Genomic DNA, 18,092 nt, shown 5'->3' with positions numbered 1-18,092 from the left:
CCAGCCGTCCGAAGCCCTGTGGGAGCGGCTTCAGCCGCGAAGGGGCGTTACCAGTAAGGCCCCTTCGCGGCTAATGGCCCTAGGCCACCCGGAGTCGCTCCCACGGAGCGACACGCAGTGAGCTTGATCGCGCGGGGACAGATTGTTCAGATGTCTCGATCGCGCGCCCATGCGTGGCTGTCCAGGCGCGCCGAACGGTATCGCCTGAAACGGCGAGCGCGGTCTCCGCAAACGGCACGTGTCGTAGGTCATGCTTGAAAAAGCGGCGCGTGGGTCAACCAATCGCGCTCGCGCTCGTTACACTCACGGTGATCCCGATCCGTGGTGGAACCCCCTGCATGTCCTTGCGTTCCCGTGCCAGTGTGGCCGGCCTGTTCGCCGTCTTCGCATGCCTGTCAGCCTGTCAGAAGGAGGCCCCCAAGGCCCCGCCGTCCGCACCGGTGCCGGTGACGATCCAGACGCTGTCGCTGAGTTCATGGAATTCCACGGTGCAGTCCATCGCCACGGTGCGCGCACGCGAATCGGTGGCCCTGACCGCCGCGGTCAGCGATGTGGTCGAGCGCGTTCATTTCGAAAGCGGCGATGAAGTGCGCGCCGGCCAGCTGTTGCTGACCCTGCGCGGCAATGCCCAGGATGCGGCCCTGCTGGGCGCCGAGGCCAGCTTCGTCGAAGCCGACCAGCTGTATCGCCGCCAGCAGCAGCTGGTGGCCCAGCAGCTGGTGGCCAAGTCCACCATCGATACCCAGCGGGCGATTCGTGACGGCGCGCAGGCGCGCGTGGCGCAGATGCGCGCGGCCATCAGCGACCGCCAGGTGCGCGCGCCGTTCTCCGGCGTGCTGGGCATCCGCCAGGTCAGCCCCGGCACGCTGGTGACCTCGCAGACGGTCATCGCCACGCTGGACGATATCTCCAGCGTATTCGTGGACTTCCAGGTGCCCGAGGCGCAGCTGGCGCAGGTGCAGCTGGGGCGCCAGGTCTCCGGCACGGTGGCCGCCTGGCCGGGCGAGGATTTCGATGGCACGGTCTCGGCCGTGGATGCGCGCGTGGACGAGGCCACCCGCGCCATCACCGTGCGCGCCAGCTTCGACAACGGCGACCGCCAGCTCAAGCCCGGCATGCTGATGGACGTGCGGCTGTACCAGCCGGCGCGGCAGGCGCTGGTGGTGCCGGAGATCGCCGTGGTCCAGGTCGGTCGCGAGTCCTTCGTCTACCGGGTCAAGGACGATGACACCGTCGAGCGCGCCGACGTGCGCGTGGGCGAGCGCCATGACGGCAAGGCCGAGATCCTGGAAGGCGTCGTGGTGGGCGAGCGCATCGTCGTCGATGGTGTGGGCAAGCTGCGCGCGGGCCTGAAGGTGCGCGACGGTAGCCTGCCGGCACCGGGCACACCGGCCGCCGCCAGCGCGGGCCAGCCCAAGTGAAGCTCTCCGACCTGTCCATCACGCGCCCGGTGCTGGCCGTGGTCATGAGCCTGCTGCTGGTAGTGCTGGGCGTGATGTCCTTCACCCGCCTGACCTTGCGCGAGCTGCCGGCGATCGATCCGCCCATCGTCTCGGTGCAGGTCGAATACACCGGCGCCTCGGCGGCGGTGGTGGAAAGCCGCATCACCCAGGTGCTGGAGGACGCGCTGGCGGGCATCGAGGGCATCGAGACCATCGAGGCGCGCAGCCGCAACGGCGGCTCGGAGATCAGCATCGAGTTCGCGCCGCGCCGCGACGTGGAGGCCGCGGCCAACGACGTGCGTGATGCGGTCAGCCGGGTGTCCGACCGCATGCCCGACCAGGCGCGCCCGCCGCAGATCTCCAAGGTGGAGGCCGATGCCGACCCGATCCTGTGGCTCAACATGAGCTCCTCGGTGATGGACACCCTGCAGCTGTCCGACTACGCCGAGCGCTACGTGGTGGACCGCTTCTCCAGCCTGGACGGCGTGGCGCAGGTGCGCATCGGCGGACGCCAGCGCTATGCCATGCGCATCTGGCTGGACCGCGACCAGCTGGCCGCGCGCGGCTTCACCGTGACCGACGTGCGCAACTCACTGAATCGGGAAAACGTGGAACTGCCGGCCGGCAGCATCGAATCGGCCCAGCGCGACTTCACCCTGCGCGTGGAGCGCACCTACCTCAAGCCCGAGGACTTCGCCCGCATCCCGCTGGGCAAGGGCCCGGACGGCTACGTGGTGCGCCTGGGCGATGTGGCCCAGGTGGAGCTGGGCTCGGCCGAGCGCCGCGCCTATTTCCAGAGCAACGGCGTGCCCAACGTGGGCCTGGGCATCGTGCGCAACTCCACCGCCAACGCCCTGGACGTGGCCCGCGTGGCGCGTGCCGAGGCCGCAGAGATCCAGAAGAACCTGCCGGCCGGCACGAACATCTTCGTCGCCTTCGACACCACCACCTTCATCGATGCCTCCATCGAGCGCGTCTACCACACCCTGATCGAGGCGGTGATCCTGGTGCTGGTGGTGATCTGGATCTTCCTCGGCAGCTTCCGCGCCGCGCTGATCCCGGCGGTGACCGTCCCGGTATGCCTGATCGCCGCCTTCATCGCCATGTACGCCTTCGGCTTCTCGATCAACCTGCTGACCCTGCTGGCCTTGATCCTGGCCATCGGCCTGGTGGTGGACGACGCCATCGTGGTGGTGGAAAACGTGCAACGCCGCATCGACCTGGGCGAACCGGCGCTGGTGGCCGCCCAGCGCGGCACGTCCCAGGTGGCCTTCGCGGTGATCGCCACCACCGCGGTGCTGGTGGCGGTGTTCCTGCCGGTCGGCTTCCTGGAAGGCAGCACGGGGCGCCTGTTCCGCGAGCTGGCCGTGGCCCTGGCCGCGGCGGTGGCCATCTCGGCCTTCGTGGCGCTGACGCTCACGCCGATGATGTCCTCCAAGCTGCTCAAGGCCCACGGCGCCGGCAAGTCGCGCGGCTTCCACCACTGGTTCAACACGCGCATGGAGCGCGTCAGTGCCGCCTATGGGCGCTCGCTGGAGCGCAGCGTCGGCAAGACCTGGATCTTCGCGCTGCTGCTGCTGGCCGCCCTGGGCGCAAGCGCTGTGTTGATCAAGTGCATTCCCGCTGAGCTGGCGCCCGCCGAGGACCGCGGCAGCTTCCAGATCATGATCGATGGTCCCGAAGGCGCCGGCTACGACTACACCGTGGCGCAGATGCACCAGCTGGAGAAGCTGGTGATGCCGATGGTGGGCGAGGGCAAGCCGATCGCGCGCGCCAACCCGCGCGTGCCCGGCAGCTTCGGTGCCAGCGAGGAAATGCACACCGGCCGGGTCAGCGTGTTCCTGCAGGACTGGGACAAGCGCGAACGCCCCACCACCGAGGTGGCCGCCGAGATCCAGCGCAAGCTGGGCGTGCTGACCGGCGTGCGCGCCCGCACGCAGGTGCAGGGTGGATTGGTGCGCTCGCGCGGCCAGCCGTTCCAGCTGGTGCTGGGCGGGCCGGATTACGGCGAGCTGGCGCAGTGGCGCGATGCGGTGCTCAAGCGCATGGAATCCAACCCCGGCATCGTCGGCCCGGATTCGGACTACAAGGAAACCCGGCCGCAGATGCGGGTCAACATCAACCGCCAGCGTGCGGCGGACCTGGGCGTGTCGGTGACCGAGATCGGTGGCGCGCTGGAGACCTTGATGGGCTCGGTGCGCGCGACCACCTTCGTCGACAATGGCGAGGAATACGACGTGATGGTGCAGGCCGGCCGCGAGGGACGCACCTCGCCGGCGGACCTGGAATCGATCCGCGTGCGTTCCAGCAGCGGCCAGCTGATCCCGCTGTCCAACCTGGTGGAGCTGACCGAGGTGGCCGAGGCCGGCACCCTCAACCGCTTCAATCGCCTGCGCGCGGTGACCATCAGCGCTGGCCTGGCGCCGGGCTACGCCCTGGGCGATGCCATCGCCTGGGTGGAACAGGTCGCGCGCGAAGAGCTGCCTGACTACGCGCAGGTGGACTGGAAGGGCGAGTCGCGCGAGTACCAGAAGTCCGGCGCCGCGGTGCTGCTGACCTTCGGCATGGCGCTGTTGGTGGTGTACCTGGTGCTGGCCGCGCAGTTCGAAAGCTTCGCCCACCCGCTGGTGATCATGCTGACCGTGCCGCTGGCGGTGCTGGGCGCGCTGGTCGGGCTGTGGGCCACCGGCGGTACGCTCAACCTGTTCAGCCAGATCGGCATCGTAATGCTGGTAGGCCTGGCGGCCAAAAACGGCATCCTCATCGTGGAGTTCGCCAACCAGCTGCGCGATGAAGGCCGCAGCGTGCACCAGGCCATCGTCGAATCGGCCAGCGTGCGCCTGCGCCCGATCCTCATGACCTCCATTGCCACGGTGGTCGGCGCCGTGCCGCTGGTGCTGGCCGGCGGCCCCGGCTCGGCCAGCCGCGCCACGATCGGTGTCGTGGTGATCTTCGGCGTCTCGCTGTCCACGCTGCTGTCGCTGTACGTGGTGCCGGCCTTCTACACCCTGATCGCCCCGTACACCAAGTCGCCCGAGTCGGTGGCCAATGAGCTGAAGGCGCTGGATGCGCAGACGCCGTCGGTGGGTGGGCACGCTTGAGGCGAGGAACGAGTTGAGAGGAACGAGAAACGAGTGAGAGCGAAGGCGTAACCCCGTTTTTCCACTCTTTCCTCGTTCCTCTTCAGTCGTTCCTTTCACTTTCATCACATGCCGCGCAGCACCCCGTCGGTGGGGGGCACGCTTGAGGCGAGGAACGAGTTGAGAGGAACGAGAAACGAGTCAAGGCGAAATGCGGCAGCCCCGTTTTTTCACTCGTTCCTCGTTCCTCATCACTCGTTCCTGTCACTTTCGTCACATGCCGCCCAGCACCGCCCTGTGCTGAAGTACCCGGTTTCCCGTTCCAAGGACACCCGATGCGTCTTCCGGCCCGTTCCCTGCTGTTTTCTGCCCTGGCGCTGTGCAGCAGCGCTGCCTTCGCCGCGTCCAAGGATGACGTGCCCACCGGCCACCTGCCGGGCTGGGCCACGCCGACGCATTACACGCTGTCGCTGAAGGTCGATCCGGACCAGCCGACCTTCACTGGCCGGGCGCAGATCAAGGTGGACCTGAAGGAGGCTTCGGATCACGTCTGGCTGCACGGCAAGGAGCTGAAGGTCTCGCGCACGTTCGTGACCGATGCCAAGGGCAAGCGCGCCATCGCCCGCTACGTGAGCGCCGATGAGCAGGCCGGCGTGGTGCGCATCGATTTCGGCCGCGAGCTCTCGCCGCAGCAGCTGACCCTGGACATCAGCTACACCGCGCCGTTCAACCAGCAGCTGCAGGGCCTGTACCAGGTCAAGTACCAGGGCGAGAATTATGCGATCACGCAGATGGAGCCGGTGAGCGCGCGCTACGCGTTCCCGGGCTTCGACGAGCCGATCTTCAAGACGCCCTACGATCTGAGCATCACCGTGCCCGAGGGCGACAAGGCCCTGGCCAACACCGCCGAGACCGGCACCAAGCCGGCCGGCAAGGGCTGGAAGACCACGACCTTCGCCACCACCCTGCCGCTGCCGACCTATCTGCTGGCCTATGGCATCGGCCCGTGGGACGTGGTCGCCGGCCCGGACATCGCCGCCGGCGCGCATCGCCCGCAGGCCACCAAGTTGCGCGGCGTGGCCGCCAAGGGCCAGGGCGCGCGCATGGAGCGCGCCTTGGCGCAGACCCCGCAGATGATCCATTTCCTTGAGGACTACTACGCCTTCGGCTATCCCTTCGACAAGCTGGATCTGGTGGCCGCGCCGGATTTCTCCGCCGGCGCGATGGAGAACCCGGGCTTTGTGACCTTCCGCGACTGGCTGCTGCTGCTGGACAAGAATTCACCGGCGCGCAACGTGCGCGGTTCGTTCAACGTCACCGCCCATGAGCTGGCGCACATGTGGACCGGCGACATCGTCACCATGGCCTGGTGGGACGACCTGTGGCTCAACGAGTCCTTCGCCACCTGGATGCAGCAGAAGGTGACGATGAAGTTCCACCCCGAGTACCACGCCGACCTGGATCGCATCAGCGGCGCCCAGCACGCGATGGACAACGATGCGCTGGTCAGCGCCCGCAAGATGCGCCAGCCCATCACCGGCAACGGCGACATCGAAACCGCCTTCGACGGCATCACCTACCAGAAGGGCGCGGCGGTGCTGGGCATGTTCGAGGCCTTTGTCGGCGAGGAGACCTTCCAGGCCGGCATGCGCGACTACATCGCCTCGCACAAGTTCGCCAACGCCACGGCCGACGACCTGGTCGGTGCCATCGCCAAGGCCGCGGGCAAGGACGAGACCTTCAAGAACGCCTTCCGCAGCTTCCTCAACCAGCCGGGCGTGCCCTACCTGCAGACCGAGCTGGCCCGCGAGGGTGGCGAGACGGTGCTCAAGGTCAGGCAGCAGCGCTACCTGCCACTGGGCTCCAAGGGCGATGCCGCCCAGACCTGGGGCATCCCGGTGTGCGTGAAGTACGAGGCACGCAAGGGCAGCAAGACCGCCTGCGAGCTGGTCACCGGCAGCGAGGGCCGGATCGTGCTGGCCGATGCGGCGCGCAAGCCGTGGGTGTTCCCCAACGCCAAGGGCGCGGGCTACTACCGATTCAGCTTGCCGCAGCAACAGCTGCTGGCCCTGGGCAAGCACGTGGCGGCGCTGGATGACGGCGAGCAGCTGGCCTATGCCGATGCCATCGACGCGGCCTTCCGCCGTGGCGATGCCGACGTCAACGACGTGCTGACCGCGATGCAGGCGCTGTCGGCGTCCGAGCTGCCCGACGTGTCCACCGCCCTGATCGGGCGGGTGGGCTGGATCTGGCGCCACCTGGCCACCACCGAGGTCCAGCGCGATGCGCTGCGCGCGGCGGCCAGCAAGGCCTTCCTGCCCAAGCTGCAGGCGCTGGGGTACCAGCGTCGCGAGGGCGAGTCCCCGGACGCGGTGATCCTGCGCTCCACCCTGGCCGGCTTCCTGGGCGACACCCTGGGTGTGCCTGAGGTGCGCAATGCGCTGCTGGCGCAGGGCGATGCGGTGCTGGCTGGTGGCGGCGCGCTGAACTTCGCCGCGGCCAACCCGGACCTGCTGGACGATGCGCTGTCGGTGGCGGTGCAGACGCGCGGAAAGCCGGCCGTGGATGCCCTGATCGCCGCGATCAAGACCAATGGCGACGCCTCGCAGCGCAATGCGATGATCTCGGCCATTGGCGCGACCACCGACGGCGTGCTGCTGCAGCAGGCGCGCGACCTGGCCCTGACCGACGCGATCAAGGTCGGCGAGATGAGCAACGTGCTGATGCCTGGCCACGCCAACGCCAGCACCCACGCCTCGATGTGGGTGTGGTTCACCAGCAACTTCGATGCCATCGTCAAGCGCACCGGCGCCTTCACCGGCGGCCGCCTGCCGGCGCTGGCCGCCTCCGGCGGTTGCAGCGTGGAAGAGGCCGACCGTCTGGATGCGTTCTTCAAGCCGCGCCTGGCCCAGCTCAGCGGCGCCGACCGCGGCCTGGCCCAGACCGGCGAGGGCATCCGCCTGTGCGCGGCGCTGAAGGCCAAGCAGCAGGACGCGCCGATCGGGCGCTGATCTCGGCAGCACCAGCGGTCTTGGCGGAACCGGACACCGTGGGCGGCAGCGCCCACGGTGTTCTTAATTGCGCAGGCGCGATACTGGATGACCGGCGGCGCTTCGCGCAGCTGCCCTGTCGCCGCTCCCACAGGGCAATGTGCACTCGCCTTGGTCGCGGCACGGACAGGTCGCCTGGGTTAGCTCCTGCCCGCATACACGCGCGGCCGAATCGTGGACAATCGGGATGCCGCGGCGTCGTCGCGTGCTTCCCAATCGCCAACGACCGACGGAGAGACCCCCGCCGTGGAACAGCTCGTTACCGCACTCAACAGCATCATCTGGAGCAAGGCGCTGATCTTCATGTGCCTGGGCGCCGGCCTGTATTTTTCCTTCCGCACCCGGTTCATGCAGGTCCGTGGGTTGGTCGAGATGTTCCGCCTGACCGTGGGCGGGCAGAAATCCGATGCCGGCGTGTCTTCCTTCCAGGCCCTGGCCATGTCCATGGCCGGCCGCATCGGCATCGGCAACATCGCCGGCATCGCCACGGCCATCGCCTTCGGCGGGCCGGGCGCGATCTTCTGGATGTGGGTCATGGGCTTCCTCGGCGCATCCACCTCTTACGTCGAGTCCACCCTGGCGCAGATCTACAAGGTCAAGGACGCCGAGGGCCGCTATCGCGGCGGTCCGGCGTACTACATCGAGAAGGCCATGGGCCTGAAGTGGTACGCGCTGGCCTTCGCCGTGGCCACCATCATCGCCACCGGCTTCCTGATGCCGGGCGTGCAGGCCAACGCGATCGCCGACAGCGCCATCAACGCCTGCCGCGCCACCAACCTGTGCGGCAGCCTGGAAGGGCAGCTGCTGGGCATGCCTGCGGTGGACGGCCTGAAGCTGTGCATCGGTATCGCCGTGGCGCTGGTGCTGGCGGTGATCATCTTCGGCGGCGTCAAGCGCATCGCCAACTTCGCCGAGATCGTGGTGCCGTTCATGGCGCTGGGCTACATCCTGATGGCGGTGGTGGTGATGGCCATCAACCACGAGCGCGTGCCGGACATGTTCGTGCTGATCTTCAAGAGCGCCTTCGGCGCGCATGCCGCCTTCGGCGCGATGATGGGCCTGGCGGTGGAGTGGGGCGTCAAGCGCGGCATCTATGCCAACGAGGCCGGCCAGGGCACCGGCCCGCACGCCGCGGCCGCCGCCGAGGTCTCGCATCCGGCCAAGCAGGGCTATGTGCAGGCCTTCGCCATCTACTTCGACACGATGATGATCTGCACCGCCACGGCCTTCCTCATCCTGGCCACCGGCAACTACAACGTGTTCGCCGCCGATGGCGCCGCGCTGTACTCCGGGCTGGCCGGCGTGGCCGAAGGCCCGGGTTATGCGCAGGCCGCGGTGGAGTCTGTGCTGCCGGGCTGGGGTGCGGGTTTCGTGGCCACGGCGCTGTTCTTCTTCGCCTTCACCACCATCATGGCCTATTACTACATGGCCGAGACCAACCTGGCCTACTTCAATGGCGACAAGCGCCGTCCCTGGACGCTGCTGCTGCTGCGGCTTGGCATCGTCGGCATGGTGATCTTCGGCGCCTTCCACGACGCCAAGATGGCCTGGACGCTGGGCGACCTGGGCGTAGGCATCATGGCCTGGCTCAACATTATCGCCATCCTGATCCTGCAGAAGCCGGCGATGCTGGCCCTGCGCGATTACGAGACGCAGAAGAAGGCAGGCAAGGACCCGACCTTCGACCCGGATGCGCTGGGCATCCGCAACGCCGAAATCTGGAAGCAGCCCTGAATGAGCGGTCCCTGGAAATCGCGTCCGCCGCGCGACGGGCGTCCGCCCTCGCCGTATGGCGCGCGTCCTTCGCACGCCTCGCAGGCGTCCCCGGCCGATGAAGGCGCTGCTGCGCCCGCACCGCCCAACCGGCGCGGCAGCGAGCAACGCCTGTACGGCCTCAACGCCGTGCATGCGGTGTTCAAGGCCCGGCCCGAAGCGATCCGCAAGCTGTACCTGACCGAGTCGCGCCTGACTGCGCTCAAGCCGCTGCTGGCCTGGTGCGTGAAGCAGCGCGTGGGCTATCGCGTGGTGGAAGACGCCGACCTGCAGAAGCTCGCCGGCAGCGAGCACCACGAGGGCGTGGTGGCCGAGGTGCTGCGGGTCGAGCCGCAGCGCCTGTCGGACTGGCTGCAGGCACTGCCCGCCGGCCCGCAGCTGGCGCTGTGGCTGGATGGTGTGGGCAACCCGCACAACTTCGGCGCGATCCTGCGCTCGGCCGCGCATTTCGGCGTCTCGGCGATCCTGCTGCCCAAGCAGTCCCAGCTCGCGCTCTCCGGCGCGGCCGCACGCGTGGCCGAGGGCGGCGCCGAAGCGGTCCCGCTGGTGCGCCTGGGTGCCGACGACAACGCCGTGGCGCAGTTGCACGCGGCCGGCTTCACCCTGGCGGCGACCGTCGTGCGCGATGGCCAGGACCTGTTCGCCACGAGCCTGCCGCAGCGCTTGATCTACGTCATGGGTGCCGAAGGCGAGGGGATGGCCCCGGCCCTGGCTGAGGCCTGCGATCTGCGGCTGTCCATTCCCGGTACCGGCGCGGTGGAAAGCCTCAACGTCTCTGCCGCCACCGCGGTCTTCCTGTCGCGATGGCGCGGTCGCTGAGGCGAGAGCGGTTGCGGGTTCAGGGCAACCCACCTTGCTGCGTTTTGTAGGCGGTGATCGAAGGTTTGGTCAGTGACCCCCGCTGTGGATGCATGTCACTGCCGGGCAGGCTTGTGGGTTTTTTTGCCTTGATTCGAAGACAGCCGGGCGCATCGCCGCTTCGGTTGGGCAGCGACCCGGCGGGCGGTCGCCGCTTCTCGCTCGGTCAGGGCATCCTGCCCTGACTCGCGCGCTCGGCTTCCTGCCTCGCTGGCCGCAGCCACCGCCCGCCGGGCCGCTGCCGCGCGCGTCAGGCCCACCGGCTTCGGATCGAAGCGCTTCCGCTTCTGCAGGCGCCGAGAACCGTGCCAATGCCTGTTCCCCTGTGGAAGCGGCTCTAGGTGGCCTAGGGCCATCAGCCGCGAAGAAGCCTTACCGTGAAAGCCCTTCGCGACGGAAGCCGCTCCCACAGAATGCTTTGCCGCTACTCCATTGAAGCGGACAACAAGGCCTCATCACTCCGCAGCCTTTGGCGCGTACGCGCTGCCGAAGTCGCCATCGGCCTCGGCGGCCAGATAGGCGAACACCGTGTACGCCGCCACGTTCTGCGCCAGCGCCTTGGGATCGATCTTGTCCAGCGTGTCGTCGGCGGTGTGGTGCAGGTCGAAGTAGTCGGTGCCGTCCTGCGACAGCCCGGCCCATGCCGCGCCCTTGGCGGCAATGGGGCCGATGTCAGGGCCCGGGCCTTCCAGCCCGGCGCCATCCTGCGAGGGCGTGTAGCTGATGCCCAGCGGCTCGAGCACCTTGGCGATCTGTGCGGTGGCCGCGCGCGAGCCGGCCGGGTTGGCCGAGCCGGTGTTGAAGGCGTAGATGCGGCCGGCGCCGAAGTCGCTCTCCGCGCCGATCTGGTGCAGCTTCATGTCCGCGGCATTGCGGCCATGTGCCTGCGCATACGCTTGCCCGCCGTACAGGCCTTGCTCCTCGTTGGCGAAGGCCACCACCCGGATGGTGCGCTTGGGCGCCTGCTTGAGCTGGCCGATCAGGTGTCCAGCGGCCATGGTGATGCCCACCCCGGCGCCGTCGTCGATCGCCCCGGTGCCCAGATCCCACGAATCCAGGTGCCCGCCGATCACCACCACTTCCTTGGGCAGACTGCGCCCGGTGATCTCACCAATCACGTTGTAGGAGGTCGCCTTGCCGTCCCAACCGCAGTCCAGGCGCAGCCGCAGGCGGGTGCTGCCCAGTGCGGTCAGGCGTGCGAGCTGGTTGGCATCGGGCACCGACAGCGCAGCGGCGGGAATCGGCGTGAGCCCCTCATCGAAGCGCGTGATCCCGGTATGCGGCACGCGGTGTGAGTCGGTCCCGGCCGAGCGCATGACAAAGCCCACCGCGCCCTTGCGAATGGCCTCCGACGGCGCCTTGCTGCGCACCGCGCCGCCGTTGCGGTAATCGCTGCCATCGCGGGCCTTGGTCATCTGGTAGTCGACGAAGGCGATCTTGCCGGCCAGCGATCCGGCTGGTGCGGCCTGCAGGGCCTCCAGCGTCGGAAAGCGCACGACTTCGCCTTCCACCGTGCCGCCCGGGCTCCCGCCCAACGCGGTGATGGTCAGCGGCTGCGCATGCTCGCCCAGCACCTGGGCCGATTCGCTGCGGCGTTCCCACTTCGGGAACTGCACCGGCTCGGTGTAAACCTTGTCAAAGCCCAGCGCCTTGAACTTGGCCCGCGCCCAGGCCACGGCGCGGGCATCGGCCTCGCTGCCGGCGATGCGGGGGCCGACCTCGGTGGTCAGCGACTCGGTGACCTTCCAGCCGGTGTCGTCAGCCAAGGCCTGCTCGCGCAGCATCGTGGCTTGCGCGATCGCCTTGTCCGGGATCCGGGTCTCGGCCGCGCCGGCAGAAGCGGTGGCGAACAGCACGGTGGAAAGCGCGAGGGCAAGGCGATGCATGCAGGGCGTCCATCAAAGCGAGGGGAACGGCGAGCGTATCAGCCCGCCGCGCCCATGACCCCTTGCAGAGGTCATGCCCGTGCGACATGTCGCATGTCCGGCGTCGCATCGCCGGTGGCCCTGATTCAGGCCGGCGGCAGGCTGCTGCCGGTCTCGGCCTTGTTGGCCTTCAAGGTGTCGCGGATCTCGCGCAGCAGCAGCACATCCTCCGACGGACCCTTGGCTTCTTCTTCCTTCTTCGGTGCCAGGCGATTGATGGCACGCACCAGCATGAAGATCGCGAACGCCACGATCAGAAACTGGATGACCACGTTGATAAAGTTGCCATAGGCGATCACCACGGCCGGGACCTCGGCGCCTGACGCATCCACGCTCGCCTCGCGCAAGGTGATGGCCAGGTCCGAAAAATCCACGTTGCCAATCAGCAGCCCGATCGGCGGCATGATGATGTCGGCCACCAGCGAGGTGACGATCTTGCCGAAGGCCGCGCCGATCACCACACCCACGGCCAGATCGATGACGTTGCCGCGCATGGCGAACTTCTTGAACTCGGAGATCATGCCCATGTGAGGTTCCTTCTGATTTACGGGGAATGGTGCGCAGGTCGCAGTGCATACGCTACGCAGGCGAACGTCAAACGCGGATGAGCCCGGCGACCGTGTGTAGCTGCCGACCAACTTCGAACTGCTCTGCTTCCACATGGGCAACCTGCATCCGGCTACGCTGCAGCAGAAACAGGTTACTCGCGCTAAGCCTCAGCCGCTGATGGTGCCCTGCAGCTGCACCACGCCATCCAGCGAGGCCAGGAAACGATCGCCCCGCTGCAGCGCGGCCACGCCCGCCGGTGTGCCCATGTAGATCAGGTCACCCGCCTTCAGCGCATACAGCTTGGACAGCTCGTGCAGGATGTCCGGCACGTCCCAGATCAGGTCGGTCAGCGCGCCGTGCTGGCGCTGCGCATCATTGACCTTCAGCGTCAGCGTGAGCTGCTTTAGCGGCGTGCCCAGGTCCGAAGCTGGCACCAGCTCGCTGACCGGCGCGGAATGATCGAAACCCTTGGCCGTATCCCACGGCAGGCCCTTGGCCTTGGCCGCTGCCTGCAGGTCGCGGCGCGTCAGGTCCAGGCCAATGCCGTAGGCCAGCACCAGCGGCATCGCCGCCTCGCGCGGCAGTTCGCCTGCGGGGGCATCCTGGCCAAGCGCGACCACCAGTTCCACCTCGTGATGCAGATCGGAGGTTCCAGGCGGGTACGGCACATCGCCGCCGCCGACCACCAGCGCATCGGCCGGCTTGTGAAAGAAGGTGGGCTGGCCGCGGTCGGCCTTGGATGCAGGGGCGCTGGCGCCCATCTCGCGGGCGTGGTCGGCGAAGTTGCGGCCTACGCAATACACCCGACGCACGGGGAACGTGCCACCGCCGCGCACAGGAATGCGCACCGGCTGGGGTGGAGGAACTAGATCGGTCATCGGCGTTGCGTCCTGGGGGGAATCGCAGGCCAGTTTACGCGCCATGCCGCGGGCGGGCATGGCGGTAAGTCATCGAGGGTGTGCTCAGGAGCCCATCGGCAGCACGGGCTTGCGCACCACGTGGTACTCGCCTTCCACCACACGCTGGCGCGCAGCGGCGGGCTTGCCGCGCTGGCTCATCAGCTTGAACACCATGCCGCCGGCGATCATCGCCGCACCCACAAACAAGCCGAAGAACACCATCACCGCCAGCAATGCCACGCCGACCAGGCCACAGGCTACGCGCAGCAGCGGATTGCGCGGCTTGCGCGGCGAGGTCACCGCACGCAGGCGGGTGAAATCGAAGCGGAACGCGCGGCCGGAGAAAGGACGATTGACCATGGCAGGGGGAGCTCGTGTGAAGATGCCGGGGTGATCGGTGCGCGCAGTATCCGATGACAACTCTGTGACTGTGTGAGGACTTCGTTAAACCCTATGCCGTTGATCGCCCTGGATTCATTGCCTGAGCAACAGCCCGTGGAAGTCGAATGCAACCTTGGCGGTGATGTCGAATCGCTGATTCTGTTCCGCCGCGACGGTGAGGTCCAGGCGTGGATGAACGTGTGTCCGCACGCCGGTCGGCGCATGGACTACGCGCCCGGCCAGTTCCTGCTCACGCGCGACCAGCAACTGGTGTGCGCCGTGCATGGCGCCACGTTCCGGCTGGACGATGGCGCATGCACCGGCGGTCCGTGCCGCGGCCAAACGCTGCTGGCGGTGGCGGTGGAAGTGCGCGATGGCGAGGTCGTGCTGGTCTGAGATCGAGGCACTCGCGTTCGTCGAGGATGCCAGTCCCATCCCGGCCACCGCTCAGGCCTGCACGTGATGCCCGTGCGCGCGCAGCGCGGCGATCGCTGCGTCCAGGTGCACCGCCTTGACCAGGACATGGTCGGTATCGAAGGTGGACAGGGCGAAGATGCCGATGTCCGCCGCCGCCAGCGGTGCCAGCACCTGCAGCAGGATGCCGGTCATATCGAAGGCAAACGGCCCGAGCAGGCTGAGCATCCGCCACCCGCCGTCGCTGCGGACCTCGGCCGGCACCGCCTCCTGCAGGCAGACCACCGACAGCTCATCGCTGCTGCGGGTGACCGAACAGAAGCCGTGCGCAGGCAGCCAGCCGGGAAACGCCGCATCGGCCGCGAGCCGGGCGATGGCGTAATCGCCCTGGACGAGTCGCAGGCTCAGGCTCAAAAGCGCGCCTCCAGCCAGAACATCAGGTTGACGCTGGCCACCACCACCAGCGTATAGATCAGCGACATCGGCCCGCCCACGCGCCAGAGCTGCTTGGAGGTGTAGTTGGCCGGGCCGACCACCATGGAGATGACCGGGTTGGAGGCGGTCATCAGGTTGTTGGAGGCCGACAGCGCCACGATCAGCGCGAACGCTGTGGGGTTGCCACCGGCGGCCAGCGCCAGGTTGATGGCGATGGGCACGGTGACGATGGTGGCGCCGACATGGCTGATCACCAGCGAAAAGCCGGTCGTCAGCAGCGCCAGGGCGATCTGCAGCACCCACACCGGAATGCCTTCGGGCAACTGTTCCACCGTGTGCCCTGCCACCCACGCCGCCGCGCCGCTGCTGTCCATGGCCCAGCCCAGCGGAATCAGCCCGGCCATCATGAACACCGTCTTCCAGCTGATCGAGGCATAGGCCTCGTCCATGCGCAGCACGCCGGTGACCAGCATGCCCGCCACCCCGGTCCACAGGGTCAGGGCCACGGGCAGGCGCGAGGTCAGGGCAATGACGATCGTGGCGGCGAAGATGCCCATCGCCACCTTGAACTTGTGCGGGCGCTGCTCGCCCTTGGGATAGTCGGTGACGACCACGAAATCGCGGCCCTTGGCGGCCTGGGCCAGGTCCTGCCAGATGCTGTGGAACACCAGCATGTCCCCGGCGCGCAGCGACACCTTGCGCACGTCCTCGCGCATCACCTTCTTGTCGCGGTTGATCGCCAGCAGGCTGATGCCCGACTGCTGGCGCAGGCGCAGCTCGGCGGCGGTCTTGCCGATGAAGCCGGAGGTCGGCGGCACCACGGCTTCGGAGATGCCGGCGCGGCTGGGGTTGAACAGGTCGCCGAAGCGACGCAGGCGCGAGGACAGCTTGAGGAAGCGGTTCTGCGCGAAGTCCTGCACGTCCGGGCGCTTGCCCATTACCCCGAGCACGCTGCCCACCCAGATGCGCATGTCCGCCGGCGGCGCCAGCCGGGTGTCGTTGCCGGTCTGCAGCGCCAGGATCAGCGGCGCATCGTGCAGGCTCTCGGCATCGCCCATGGACATGCCCACCAGCGGGCTGTCGGCGGTGACGGTCAGCTCGTAGACCTCGCCCTCGATGCCGTAGGTGTTGGCGAAGTAGCTCTCGGTGCGCGCCGGCGCGGTGCTGGTCTCGGTCTCCTGCTTGAGCGCCTTGCTGCCGTAGTAGCGGAAGTACAGCAGCGAGGCGATCAGCAGCGCCACGCCCACCGGCAGCGGCGCGAACATCCGCAGCGGCTCCAGCGTGGCCATGCCCGAAGGCAGGTTGTTGTTGGCCGAGATCAACAGGTCGTTGAGCAGGATCAGCGGCGAGTTGCCGACCATGGTCAGCGCGCCACCCATCACGATGGCCGAGGCGATGGGCAGCAGCAGCCGCGGCAGGGTCAGGCCGCTGCGCGAGGCCAGGCGCGAGGCCACCGGCATGTACAACGCCATGACCGACGGGTTCTGCATGAAGGACGAGTTGAGGCCGGCGATGCCGGTGGTCATCAGCAGCAGGCGCTGCTCGATGCCGTGGCCGCGCCGCAGCAGCCAGAACGCCAGGCGGTTCAGCGCACCGGTGCGGTCCAGGCCGGCGCCGAGGATGGTGGTGGCGATGATGCTCATCACCGCGTTGCCAGAGAAGCCGCCGAAGATCTCCTCCGGCGCGATCAGCCCGGTGATGCCCAGGGCCACCAGCACGATCATCGCCACCACGTCGGCGCGGATGCGCTCGAACAGGAACATCGCCATGGTGAAGCCGACCAGCCCGAGCACGAGCTTCATGTCGTTGGTCAGCGTGAGGGCGGAGTCCATGGGGCGGGATTGGGGATTCGGGATTCGGAAGTCGGGATTCGGGATTCGGGATTGGGGATCAGCCGACAGCGGCCTTCAGTGCTGCCCGCCGCGCTGAGCCGTCATCGAAACGCGCCGTCCTCAGGGCGGTGTACTCGCTTTTCATCCCGAATCCCTACTCCCCAATCCCGTCTTGTCATACAGCAGATCCCACACCCCATGGCCCAGCTTCTGCCCGCGGGTCTCGAAATGGGTCTGCGGACGCCAGTCCGGACGCGGCACGCTGCCGCGCGCACCGGCGCGGTTGCGCAGGCCGGGCGTGGCATCCAGCACGTCCCACATGTGCTCGGCGTAGGCCTCCCAGTCGGTGGCGCAGTGCAGGCGGCCACCGGGGCGCAGCTTGCGCACCAGCAGGGCGGCGAAGTCCGGCTGGATCAGGCGTCGCTTGTTGTGGCGCTTCTTGTGCCAGGGGTCGGGGAAGTAGATGCGGACCTCGTCCAACGCACCATCGGCGACCTCGTTGCGCAGCACTTCCACCGCATCGTGGTGGTAGACGCGCACATGCGCGCTGCCCTCGCTATCGAGCGCATTGAGCAGCCGGCCCACGCCCGGGGCATGGACTTCGATCCCGATGTAGTTGCGCGCGGGATCCTGCCGGGCGGCATGGCACAGGGCTTCGCCATTACCCGTGCCGATCTCCAGCACCAGCGGCGCGGTGCGGCCGAAGACCGCATCGAAGTCGCGCGGCTGGCCGCTGTAGTCCAGTCCAAACTTGGGCCACTGCACGTCGAAGGCGCGTTGCTGGGCTTCGGTAAAGCGGCCCTGGCGCAGGACGAAGCTGCGGATCTCGCGGCGCCCTTCGGTGACGGTGAAGGGCTTGGGCGGCGTCTTGGCGCCGGGGCTGGAGAAGGGGTCGGTCATTGGACACACCCGTGGGCCATACCTGCCTGGCCAGGGAGGCCGGGGGCCGGTGACGACCAGAAAGGGAAAGCGCCACGAAACGGGCAGGACGATGCGGGTGCGCCCGCGCGGTGCAGCGGGCCTTGTGGTGCGGGGGATGCCATGAACAGGATTATCACCCAAAGCGGTGCCCAGGCGGCACGCTCGACACCGTGCTACGGACCCCCCAGGGCGTGGATGACCTCGACTTCATCGCCTGGAGCGAGGGCGCGCGAGGCGCACTGCGCTTCGGTCACCACCTCACCGTTGACCTCCACCGCGACGCGGTGCCCGGCGATGTGCTCCTGGGCGAGCAGTTCGGCCACGGTGCAGGGGCCGGGCAGGGTCCGGGATTCGCCGTTGAGTGTGATGTCCATGGCCGCATCCTGCGACACGGCGCATCCACGATCCGTCATGATGCAGCGCAGCGTGAGCCCGCCCCGGCGCGGGTGAAACCATATCCACCGTCCGGCTGCGTATGGCTGGTTCCACCGTCGCCCGGGTCAATGTTCCCGAGGCCACGGCCTTGTCTCCGC

General features: G+C 68.0%; 14 protein-coding genes. 6 read left to right on the top strand and 8 right to left on the bottom strand.

The window, feature by feature from the left end; translation table 11 throughout:
* The first annotated feature begins 338 nt into the window (after nt 1-338).
* The 5 genes from EPA99_RS02750 (at nt 339) to EPA99_RS02730 (ending at nt 10,164) form a co-directional block, all read left to right on the top strand.
* Nucleotides 339-1,421 (top strand): efflux RND transporter periplasmic adaptor subunit, encoded by a 1,083-nt coding sequence (locus tag EPA99_RS02750; RefSeq protein ID WP_129469641.1) that lies wholly within the window; start codon nt 339-341, stop codon nt 1,419-1,421.
* The gene (locus EPA99_RS02745; RefSeq protein ID WP_129469640.1) at nt 1,418-4,543 is read left to right on the top strand and encodes an efflux RND transporter permease subunit; all 3,126 of its coding nucleotides are present in this window, start codon (nt 1,418-1,420) and stop codon (nt 4,541-4,543) included. Before EPA99_RS02750 ends, EPA99_RS02745 begins: the two co-directional genes overlap by 4 nt.
* 314 nt (nt 4,544-4,857) lie before the next feature.
* On the top strand, nt 4,858-7,533 hold the full coding sequence (locus EPA99_RS02740; RefSeq protein WP_129469639.1) for a M1 family metallopeptidase: 2,676 nt from the start codon (nt 4,858-4,860) through the stop codon (nt 7,531-7,533).
* A 342-nt stretch (nt 7,534-7,875) separates the two neighbouring features.
* Complete coding sequence (locus EPA99_RS02735) at nt 7,876-9,306, top strand: alanine/glycine:cation symporter family protein (protein ID WP_425479152.1); 1,431 nt, start codon at nt 7,876-7,878, stop codon at nt 9,304-9,306.
* Nucleotides 9,307-10,164, top strand: coding sequence for a TrmH family RNA methyltransferase (locus EPA99_RS02730; RefSeq protein ID WP_129469637.1), 858 nt, complete (start codon nt 9,307-9,309; stop codon nt 10,162-10,164). It begins immediately after the preceding gene.
* Between the two features lie 494 nt (nt 10,165-10,658).
* Here EPA99_RS02730 and EPA99_RS02725 read toward each other — a convergent pair whose 3' ends face one another.
* The 4 genes from EPA99_RS02725 to EPA99_RS02710 form a co-directional block, all read right to left on the bottom strand.
* Nucleotides 10,659-12,089 carry a M28 family peptidase gene (locus EPA99_RS02725; RefSeq protein WP_129469636.1) on the bottom strand — a complete coding sequence of 477 codons (1,431 nt, stop codon included), beginning with the start codon at nt 12,087-12,089 and terminating at the stop codon, nt 10,659-10,661.
* A gap of 125 nt (nt 12,090-12,214) precedes the next feature.
* A complete protein-coding gene (gene mscL / locus EPA99_RS02720; protein ID WP_164978532.1) occupies nt 12,215-12,655 on the bottom strand; it encodes a large-conductance mechanosensitive channel protein MscL in 441 nt (146 codons plus the stop codon).
* 189 nt (nt 12,656-12,844) lie between these two features.
* Entirely contained in the window at nt 12,845-13,555 is a 711-nt protein-coding gene (locus tag EPA99_RS02715; protein WP_129469635.1) for a fumarylacetoacetate hydrolase family protein, read from the bottom strand.
* Nucleotides 13,556-13,639: 84 nt separating this feature from the next.
* Nucleotides 13,640-13,936, bottom strand: coding sequence for a hypothetical protein (locus tag EPA99_RS02710; protein WP_129469634.1), 297 nt, complete (start codon nt 13,934-13,936; stop codon nt 13,640-13,642).
* Nucleotides 13,937-14,029: 93 nt separating this feature from the next.
* Between EPA99_RS02710 and EPA99_RS02705 the strand changes: the two genes are divergently transcribed.
* A complete protein-coding gene (locus EPA99_RS02705) occupies nt 14,030-14,353 on the top strand; it encodes a Rieske (2Fe-2S) protein (protein WP_129469633.1) in 324 nt (107 codons plus the stop codon).
* Nucleotides 14,354-14,404: 51 nt separating this feature from the next.
* Here EPA99_RS02705 and EPA99_RS02700 read toward each other — a convergent pair whose 3' ends face one another.
* The 4 genes from EPA99_RS02700 to thiS form a co-directional block, all read right to left on the bottom strand.
* The gene (locus EPA99_RS02700; RefSeq protein ID WP_129469632.1) at nt 14,405-14,785 is read right to left on the bottom strand and encodes an ACT domain-containing protein; all 381 of its coding nucleotides are present in this window, start codon (nt 14,783-14,785) and stop codon (nt 14,405-14,407) included.
* Nucleotides 14,782-16,638: an SLC13 family permease gene (locus EPA99_RS02695; protein ID WP_129469631.1), complete on the bottom strand. Its 1,857-nt coding sequence runs from the start codon at nt 16,636-16,638 to the stop codon at nt 14,782-14,784. Before EPA99_RS02695 ends, EPA99_RS02700 begins: the two co-directional genes overlap by 4 nt.
* A 141-nt stretch (nt 16,639-16,779) precedes the next feature.
* A complete protein-coding gene (gene trmB / locus EPA99_RS02690) occupies nt 16,780-17,538 on the bottom strand; it encodes a tRNA (guanosine(46)-N7)-methyltransferase TrmB (protein ID WP_129469630.1) in 759 nt (252 codons plus the stop codon).
* 194 nt (nt 17,539-17,732) lie between these two features.
* Nucleotides 17,733-17,933, bottom strand: a complete 201-nt coding sequence (thiS, locus tag EPA99_RS02685) for a sulfur carrier protein ThiS (protein ID WP_129469629.1) — start codon at nt 17,931-17,933, stop codon at nt 17,733-17,735.
* Nucleotides 17,934-18,092 lie beyond the last annotated feature (159 nt).

This window comes from Pseudoxanthomonas composti (genome assembly GCF_004122095.1).
Taxonomy (GTDB): Bacteria; Pseudomonadota; Gammaproteobacteria; order Xanthomonadales; family Xanthomonadaceae; genus Pseudoxanthomonas_A; species Pseudoxanthomonas_A composti.
This window is presented reverse-complemented; position numbering and strand designations above follow the sequence as displayed.